This is a genomic window from Kribbella antibiotica (genome assembly GCF_004349055.1).
GTDB lineage: Bacteria > Actinomycetota > Actinomycetes > Propionibacteriales > Kribbellaceae > Kribbella > Kribbella antibiotica.
In genome coordinates this window covers 1-8516 of record NZ_SMKX01000242.1, presented here as the reverse complement: position 1 = coordinate 8516, position 8516 = coordinate 1, and the positions used below count along the sequence as shown (strand labels likewise).

Genomic DNA, 8516 nt, shown 5'->3' with positions numbered 1-8516 from the left:
ATGGCGGTCCGCCCCCACTCACCAACCCGTGCCACCTCCCAGCCCGCACGCTCAGCCGGCTCCCGCGGAGCCCCCGAAACGCTCCTTGGTGAGTGTCAGCGGTCCGCCTCATCGCGAGCCCGCGAAAATGACTGGTGGGTACTCAAAGATGCAACTCGTGCACAAGGAGAAGCCGACCCACCCTTGGGCGCCCTGGGGCTCGCGGGATCGCGGGATCGCGGGCTCGCGATGAGGCGGACCGCTGACACTCACCAAGGAGCGTTTCGGGGGCTCCGCGGGAGCCGGCTGAGCGTGCGGGCTGGGAGGTGGCACGGGTTGGTGAGTGGGGGCGGACCGCCATCACCGTCTAACTGGTGAAATCGCGGCTGGTCGGCCGCAGGCTGAGCGTGCGGGGGTGGGGTGGCGCGAAGTTAGTGGGTGATGGGGGTCCGGGTCAGCCGGCGGATTCGGCTGTGCGGATCTCCGCGGCTAGCTGGTGGAGCGTCGTACGGAGGGCCGCCTCGGGGTCTACGCCTTGAGCTCGGGCCTTGCGGGCCAGGGCCAGGAGCTCGGCGCCGATGCGGGACTGGTCGTCCGTTGGGGCGGGGAGCTCCGCGGGGCTCACCTTGGCGGCTCGGCCGAGGAGTTTGTCGGCGAGGGCCAGGGCGGGGAGGGCGGTGGGGATGCCTTCGAGGACTGAGGAGCGTTGTTTTTCCGCGGCCTTGATGGATTCCCAGTTGGCTTCGACGGTGGCGGCGTCGGGGGCGTTGACGGTGCCGAAGACGTGGGGATGGCGGCGGACGAGCTTCTCGACGATGCCGCCGGCGACGTCGTCGATGGTGAAGGTGCCGTCGTCCTCGGCGATGCGGGAGTGGAAGGCAACCTGGAGCAGGACGTCACCCAGCTCCTCGCGGAGGTCGCCGACATTGCCCAGGTCGATGGCCTCGAGGGTCTCGTAGGTCTCTTCGAGGAGGTATTTCGCGAGGCTCTTGTGGGTCTGCTCCTGGTCCCAGGGGCAGTTGCGGCGGAGCCGGTCCATCACGCGCACGAGGTCGATCAGCCGGGCGCCAGGAACGTCGTACGAGCCGTGCAAGATCTCGACCTCGTACGGCGGCCTCGGCTCGGCGTTGAGTTGCTCGGCAACCAGTCGCAGCAGACCGGGCTCGCCGTCCTCACCGACCAGCCAGACGACCCGTTGACCATCGACAGCGGCGGCGGCCAGCCAGGCCCAGTGGGCGCGGACATCGCCGTCCACCGCGGTCACGACAAAGCCGGAACCCGCGATCGCCTGCACATCGGCGCGGCCCGAAGAGCGACCAGCGCCGATCAGGTCGGCAGACGACAGCGCCGTCCACGCGACCCGGGTGAGCAGACCGGGCGCCACCCGGGGGCTGGTCAGGACAACCGTGATCGAGCCACCGGGGGCACCGGACATCAGAAACCTCAGCCCTGCGGCTGCTGCTGCTGTTGCTTCGCCGCGTTCTCGGCGGCCTCGCGCTTGGCCTTGGCCTGCGCAGACTCGTCGGACAGCGAGCCGGAGACCGTGCCGTCGATGGCGCCGTCGGTCCACTTGCCGAACCGGGGCGAGACGTCGACGGTGATGTTCTTCGCGGCGTCCTTGAGCACAGTCAGGCCGGCCCTCTGGGCCGCCTGGACCTCCGCCTGGGTGCCGTTCACGCCGGTCCCGCCACCAAGCTTGATCGTCGCCACAGCCGTCGACGCCACATTGAGCAGGAACTCACGCGCCACCGGGTCAGCCTCGAACTTCGCGTACGCGGTCGCATCGCGCACCACGAGCTTCGCCGCGGCCGCAGCCTCGGCGTCGCTGACGGAGACCGACCGCTGCTCGCGGACCTCCTTGACGAGGGCGTTGTTGACCAGCTCGCTCAGCGTCACGCTCGTCGCGAACGGCTGCCCCAGCGCCGCGGACACCGCGCGCGAGGTCTTGTCGACGTCCCCAACGCTGATCTCGGTCTTCCCGACCACAGCCGCCGCACCCGGGTGCGTCCCGGCTGCACAGCCGCCGGCCAGCAGCACCAGGGCCGCTGCCGCACCGAGAGCCCCGAACTTCCGCCCTCTGCTCACCGAATCTCCTCGTTTGGTAGTCATGACGCCGGTACCACGATCGGTTCGGCGACGATGTCGTCGATCAACCGGGTACACCATTTCAGCAGCTCAGTGTCGCGGAGCGGCTGATCGCCGATCTGCCGGGTGGCAGGTCTCGGCACCAGGATCGTACGCAGTTGCGGCTTGACCAGACTCTTCGGGTACAGCCTGTTGAGCCGCAGCACCTTCGAATCGGCCAGATCCACCGGCCCGAACCGGACCAGATTCCCCTGCAGAGTGACGTCCTGCAACCCCGCCTGCCGGGCGTGGTTGCGGAACTTCGCCACCTCGATCAGGTTCAGCACGGGCTTCGGGATCTCGCCGTACCGGTCGTGCAGTTCCTCGACCAGCTCGGCGATCCCAGCCTCATCCCGTACTGCGGCCAGTCGCTGGTACATCTCGAGCCGCAGCCGCTGCGACGGAACGTAGTCGTGCGGGAGATGCGCGTCGATCGGCAGCTCGATCTTGACCTCGGGCTCTTCGGCCGGAGCGTCACCCTTGTATTCGGCCACCGCCTCGCCGACGAGCCGCACGTACAGATCGAAGCCGACATCCGCGATGTGCCCGGACTGCTCGCCACCGAGCAGGTTGCCGGCGCCACGAATCTCGAGGTCCTTCATCGCGACCGCCATCCCGCCACCGAGATCGGCGTGCTGCGCGATCGTCGCGAGCCGGTCGTGCGCGGTCTCGGTCAGCGGCTTCTCGGGCGGGAAGAAGAAGTACGCGTACGCCCGCTCGCGGCCACGACCGACCCGGCCGCGCAGCTGGTGCAGCTGCGACAACCCGAGCAGGTCGGAGCGCTCGACGATCATCGTGTTCGCGTTCGAGATGTCGATGCCGGACTCGACGATCGTCGTACAGACGATGACGTCGGACTGCTTCTCCCAGAACCCCTGGATGACCTGCTCGAGCGCGTGCTCGTTCATCTGGCCGTGCGCGACCGACACCCGGGCCTCGGGCACGAGCTGGCGGATCCGCGCGGCGGCCTTCTCGATCGTGTTCACCCGGTTGTGCACCACGAAGACCTGGCCCTCACGCAGCAACTCGCGCCGGATCGCCGCAGTCACCTGGCCCTCCTCGTAGGCGCCGACGAACGTCAGCACCGGGTGCCGCTCCTCGGGCGGGGTCGCGATCGTCGACATCTCCCGGATGCCGGTGATCGACATCTCCAGCGTCCGCGGGATCGGCGTCGCCGACATCGTCAGCACGTCGACGGCCGTCCGCAGCCGCTTCAGCTGCTCCTTGGCCTCAACGCCGAACCGCTGCTCCTCATCGACGATGACGAGACCGAGATCCTTGAACGCAACCTCACCGCCCAGCAAACGATGCGTACCGATCACGACATCGATCGACCCGTCGGCCAACCCGTCGAGCGCGGCCTTGGCTTCCTTGTCGGTCTGGAACCGCGACAGCGGAGCCACAACCACCGGGAAAGCGGCGTACCGCTCGGCGAAAGTCGCGTAGTGCTGCTGCACGAGCAGCGTCGTCGGCACCAGTACGGCGACCTGCTTGCCGTCCTGCACCGCCTTGAACGCAGCCCGTACGGCGATCTCCGTCTTGCCGTAACCGACGTCACCGCAGACGATTCGGTCCATCGGCATGACGCGCTCCATGTCGCGCTTCACGTCGTCGATCGTGGCGAGCTGGTCCGGCGTCTCCACGAACGGGAACGCGTCCTCCAGCTCACGCTGCCACGGGGTGTCCTTGGCGAACGCATGCCCCTTGGTCGCCTGGCGAGCGGCGTACAGCTTGATGAGCTCGCCGGCGATCTGCTTGACCGCCTTGCGGGCGCGGCCCTTGCGCTTGGCCCAGTCGCCGCCACCCATCTTGTCCAGGCTCGGCTGCTCACCGCCGACATACCGCGTGACCTGGTCGAGCTGGTCGGTCGGCACATATAGCCGGTCGCCCGGTTGACCGCGCTTACTCGGCGCGAACTCGATGACGACGTACTCGCGGGTGGCCTTCTGCGAACCCGTCCCGACGGTGCGCTGCATCATCTCGACGTACCGGCCGACGCCGTGCTGTTCGTGCACGACGAAGTCGCCGGGCTGGAGCTCCAGCGGGTCGACGGCCTTCTTGCGGCGGCTCGGCATCCGTTGCTGGGAACGGCGTTCGGCCGCGGACCGCTGCCCGGCCAGGTCGTTCTCCGTGAGCACCGCAAACTTGATGCCCTCAGCAACGAATCCGTGCTCGAGCGCACCCTGCGAGATCAGTACGACGCCCGGCTCGGGGACCGTGTCGATCCCCTCGACCGCCCGGGCCGGAACCTCGGCCTCCGACAGCAACTCGGCCAGTCGCTGCGCCGGGCCGTGTCCCTCGGTCACACAAACGACGCGCCAGCCGTCGCGCAGCCAGCCTCGAATGTCTTCGACCGCAGCGGCAGTCTCACCGCGATACGGATCGACCTCGTGCGCCGCGACCACCCGGCTGCGGACAGCGCCCGCCTCGGTGTCGATGTCGAACGAGACCCGCGAACCCATCGAGTCGCGCACCTCGGGCGCATCCGCCGGAGCCGCCGAGAACGGCGAAAGGCTCCACCAGGCCAGCCCCTTGCTGAGCGCATGCGCCCGGACGTCGCCAAGCGAGATGTACGCCGCCGCGCCCAGATCGATCGGCGCTTCGCCACCACCGGCCGCAGCCGCCCAGGACGCCTCCAGGAACTCCTGGCTGGTCGCCACCAGGTCATGCGCCCGCGCCCGAACGCGCTCCGGATCGCTCACGACGACATGCGTCCCGGCCGGCATCAGGTCGACCAGAAGCTCCATGTTGTCGACGAGCACCGGAGCCAACGACTCCATGCCCTCGACTGCGTGCCCCTCGGCGAGCTTCTCGAACAGCTCAGCCAGCGTCGGGTGCTCCTTGGCCAGCACGGCAGCTCGCGACCGCACCTCGTCGGTCAGCAGCAGCTCGCGACACGGCGGAGCCCACAAACCGTGCTGGGCGAGCTCCAACGACCGCTGGTCGGCAACTGCGAAGTACCGGATCTCTTCCACGTCGTCGCCGAAGAAGTCCACCCGCAGCGGGTGCTCCTCGGTCGGCGGGAAGACGTCGATGATGCCGCCGCGGACCGCGAACTCGCCGCGCCGCTCGACCAGGTCGACCCGGTTGTACGCCGCGCCGGCCAGCCGCTCGACAACATCCTCGAGCTCGACGGTGTCGCCGACATGCAGTTGCACCGGCTTGAGGTCGGCCAGCCCGCCAACCTGCGGCTGCAGGACCGAACGCACCGGCGCCACGAGAATCTTGATCGGCCCGGTCGTCTCGTCCGACGGATCCGGGTGCGCCAGACGCCGCAGTACGGCGAGGCGTCGGCCGACCGTGTCGGACCGCGGCGACAGGCGCTCGTGCGGCAGCGTCTCCCAGGCCGGGTAGTAGGCGACCGAACCGGGCTCGACCAGGCACTGCAGCGCCTCGGTCAGCTCCTCCGCCTCGCGGAACGTCGCCGTGACCGCGAGCACCGGGCGATCGGCACCTCGCTCGGCAGCCAGCGCCGCCAGCAGCACCGGCCGGATCGGGCCGGGCGCGGCCAGGTCGAGCGCCGTGACCACGTCTCCGCGGGCATCACGGACGGCCTCGGCCACCACCGGATCGGTGACCACGGTGTCGATCAGACCGCTGAGTTTCACGACGTGTCCATTCAGGAGTTGTAGAGCCCTTGGGTTGTTTCCAGGCCCGCCGTCATCAGTGATTCCACGGCATCCGCGGTCCGGTCGACGGCGAAGGGAAGATCCTTGCGCTCGACCGAGGAGAACTCGTTGAGGACGAAGTCGGCGGGGCTTTGCCGGCCCGGCGGACGACCCACACCGAACCGAACTCGATAGTACTCACCGGTGCCAAGGGATTTCCGCAGCGACTTGAGCCCGTTGTGGCCGTTGTCGCCACCCCCGAACTTGCACCGCAGCACACCGAAGTCGATGTCGAGCTCGTCGTGCACGGCGATCAGGTTGGCCGGGTCCACCTTGAAGAACTTCAGCAGGCCCGACACCGGGCCACCGGACTCGTTCATGTACGACCGGGGCTTGGCGATGATGGTGCGCAGCCCGCTGATCCGGGTCTCGATCACCTCGGCCTTGACCTGCTTGTGCTGCTTGAAGTTGCTGCCCGTCCGGGCCGCCAGCTCATCGGCCACCAGGTGGCCGATGTTGTGCCGGGTCCGGGCATACGAAGGGCCGGGATTCCCCAGTCCGACGACCAACCACACGTCGTCCGCCACGGATCCCCGGCCCTCCTGCAACTCTGTACGGCGGTTTGCCGCAGTACTACTCGGCGACCGCGGCCACCGTGGTGGCGGAGACGGTGACGTTGTCGGCACCCGGCGCGCTGGCCAGGTCGGCCTCGAGCTCGGCGGCCGTGGTCCCGGCGGTGATGTTCACGATCAGGGTGTCCGGCTCGACGGCCAGCGTGGTCCCGGCCGGGAGCTTCAGGTCGGAGGCGTGGATCGCCGTACCGGCCTCGAGGCCCTCGATGGAGACGGTGACGCCGTCCGGAATGTGGGTCGCCTCGGCCTCGACCAGGATCGACGCGTTCTCCAGGACCACCAGGGTGCCGGAGATGGCCTCGCCCTCGAGGTGGATGGCGATGTCGACCTCGACCTTCTCACCGCGCTTCACGATGACCAGGTCGACGTGCTCGATGGTTCCCCGGATCGGGTCGCGCTGGACCTGCTTCGGCAGTGCCAGCAGGCTCTCGGCGCCGGACACCTCGATCAGCAGCAGGGCGTTGGCGGTCTTCAGCGCCAGCATGGTGTCGTGACCAGGCAGCGTGATGTGGACCGGGTCGGTGCCGTGGCCGTAGAGAACGGCGGGCACCTTGCTGTCCCGGCGGATTCGGCGGGCAGCACCCTTGCCGAACTCCGTGCGCGATTCGGCTTGGATCTTGACCTCGGCCACGAGAAAACTCCTCAGATGCGTTGCGGTGATCTGTTGACTGGCTGAAACTAGGCTGCAGCCTCAGCGGGCGCCTGCTGACACCGAGAAGGCATCAAGCAACGAACCACCGCGTCGATCACGGAGCCGCGCCCATGTACTACTCGGGGGGCGTCCCTCGCCGAGGCAACCTCAACAGTCTACTCACGAGGTCGCCCAGAGGAGAAATCAGGTCCCCTCGGTCCGCAACGACGACTTTTGAGCGCGATCCAGGCGGTATTCGATCGCCATTACTGAAAATGATTGTCAAGTCAGATAAAGTGCGGCGCTGTGACCGCCACTCACCTCCGCACGCCTGCCCTGCTGAGCCTCGCGCTCGGTGTCGTCTGCCTCCTCGTCCCCTGGACCGCAGGCGCCACGCCCGCCCCCGAGGTCCTGCGCGCCGTCCACACCGACGCCCTGCACACCACGTACGACGGGAGCACGCTCAAGCTCGCCACCCGGATCGGCACCGGCGACTACCGCGAGGCCGACCCGGCCGGTCTCGTCTTCAACCTCGAAGACCAGGGCTCCGCCCGCGTAGAACTCCCCGACCTCCCGGCCTTTTCCTTCCTGGGAACCCCCGGCAGCACGGTCTGGATGGCCCCCGAATCCCAGGACCCCGAGCTGATCTGGCCCGGCTGGGACACCGAAACCATTCCCACGGGTGCGCTCCGTGACGACACCGTCGACCTGACCCTGCTGAACGCCGAAGGCCCGGGCGCGGTCGAGGCCTTCTTCAACTACGACGAGTTCAGCGGTGCGGTACCTCGCGTCTTCAGTTCGGTGGATCCGGCGTACAAAACCCTTCACCAGGCCGTCGGCCGCCACGTCCACGCCAACTGGTCCTTCGCCGCGTTAGGCACTTACCACCTCACCTTCCAGGCCACCGCAGTCACGTCCGCCGGCGCTGAAGTCACCTCCGGCCCGGTGACCTACACCTGGGTAGTCGGCCCCTACGAGCCGACCACTCCACCCGGTACGCCCGGCACCCCGTCCGCCACTCCGCCGGGGACACCTGGCACGCCGACCTCGCCCACACCCCCGGCCAGCACCCCGACGAGCACTCCGACCAGCACGCCGGGGACTCCTGGGCCGACGACCACCCCCTGTGTCACCACGGTCCTTTCCGTCGGCCACGTGGACGTGGCCGCTCGTACTGTCGGCGACCGCCTGCGCTTCCAGGTGAAGGACGGCACCAAGCCCGGCACTCCCGTATGGCGTGATCCGGCAACCGTCGCGTTCCAGGTGAAGCCCGAGGGCGACGAGATTGTCCCGGCCGACCCTCAGTACCGCTTCCTAGGCGCCCCCGGCTCCACCATCTGGCAGATCCCCCAGACCCAAGCCGAAAACCTCCTCTGGGCCGGCTGGAACACCGAGTCCGTCGACTACTCCAAGCTCTCGGGCCCAGTCCACTGGTCCCTGGACAAGGTGCAGGGCCCCGGCAAACTCGCCGTCTTCCAGTTCGACCAGTTCGGCGCCCCGCTCATCTCCTTCGACAGCGCCAAACCCCTCCCCCAGCCGGTC

6 protein-coding genes are annotated in these 8516 nt (G+C 68.4%); 1 reads left to right on the top strand and 5 read right to left on the bottom strand.

Annotated features, from left to right (window positions below; translation table 11 throughout):
- Positions 1–433 precede the first annotated feature (433 nt).
- The 5 genes from E1263_RS40940 to E1263_RS40920 are packed head-to-tail and all read right to left on the bottom strand — an operon-like array spanning position 434 to position 6974.
- Positions 434–1414 carry a nucleoside triphosphate pyrophosphohydrolase gene (locus E1263_RS40940; protein WP_132177625.1) on the bottom strand — a complete coding sequence of 327 codons (981 nt, stop codon included), beginning with the start codon at positions 1412–1414 and terminating at the stop codon, positions 434–436.
- Positions 1415–1422: 8 nt separating this feature from the next.
- Complete coding sequence (locus E1263_RS40935; RefSeq protein ID WP_238162028.1) at positions 1423–2064, bottom strand: hypothetical protein; 642 nt, start codon at positions 2062–2064, stop codon at positions 1423–1425.
- 20 nt (positions 2065–2084) lie between these two features.
- Positions 2085–5711: a transcription-repair coupling factor gene (mfd, locus tag E1263_RS40930; RefSeq protein WP_132177621.1), complete on the bottom strand. Its 3627-nt coding sequence runs from the start codon at positions 5709–5711 to the stop codon at positions 2085–2087.
- A gap of 11 nt (positions 5712–5722) precedes the next feature.
- Positions 5723–6298: an aminoacyl-tRNA hydrolase gene (gene pth, locus E1263_RS40925; protein WP_132177619.1), complete on the bottom strand. Its 576-nt coding sequence runs from the start codon at positions 6296–6298 to the stop codon at positions 5723–5725.
- Between the two features lie 46 nt (positions 6299–6344).
- The gene (locus tag E1263_RS40920; RefSeq protein WP_132177617.1) at positions 6345–6974 is read right to left on the bottom strand and encodes a 50S ribosomal protein L25/general stress protein Ctc; all 630 of its coding nucleotides are present in this window, start codon (positions 6972–6974) and stop codon (positions 6345–6347) included.
- 306 nt (positions 6975–7280) lie between these two features.
- On the opposite strand from E1263_RS40920, the gene E1263_RS40915 reads away from it, so the two are divergent.
- The coding region (locus tag E1263_RS40915; protein WP_202869302.1) for a choice-of-anchor M domain-containing protein at positions 7281–8516 on the top strand (1236 nt) is incomplete at its 3' end.

Bases quoted from the DNA above. Each gene is read 5' to 3' on its own strand.
- E1263_RS40940 (WP_132177625.1), bottom strand. From the start codon at position 1,414: ATGTCCGGTGCCCCCGGTGGCTCGATCACGGTTGTCCTGACCAGCCCC.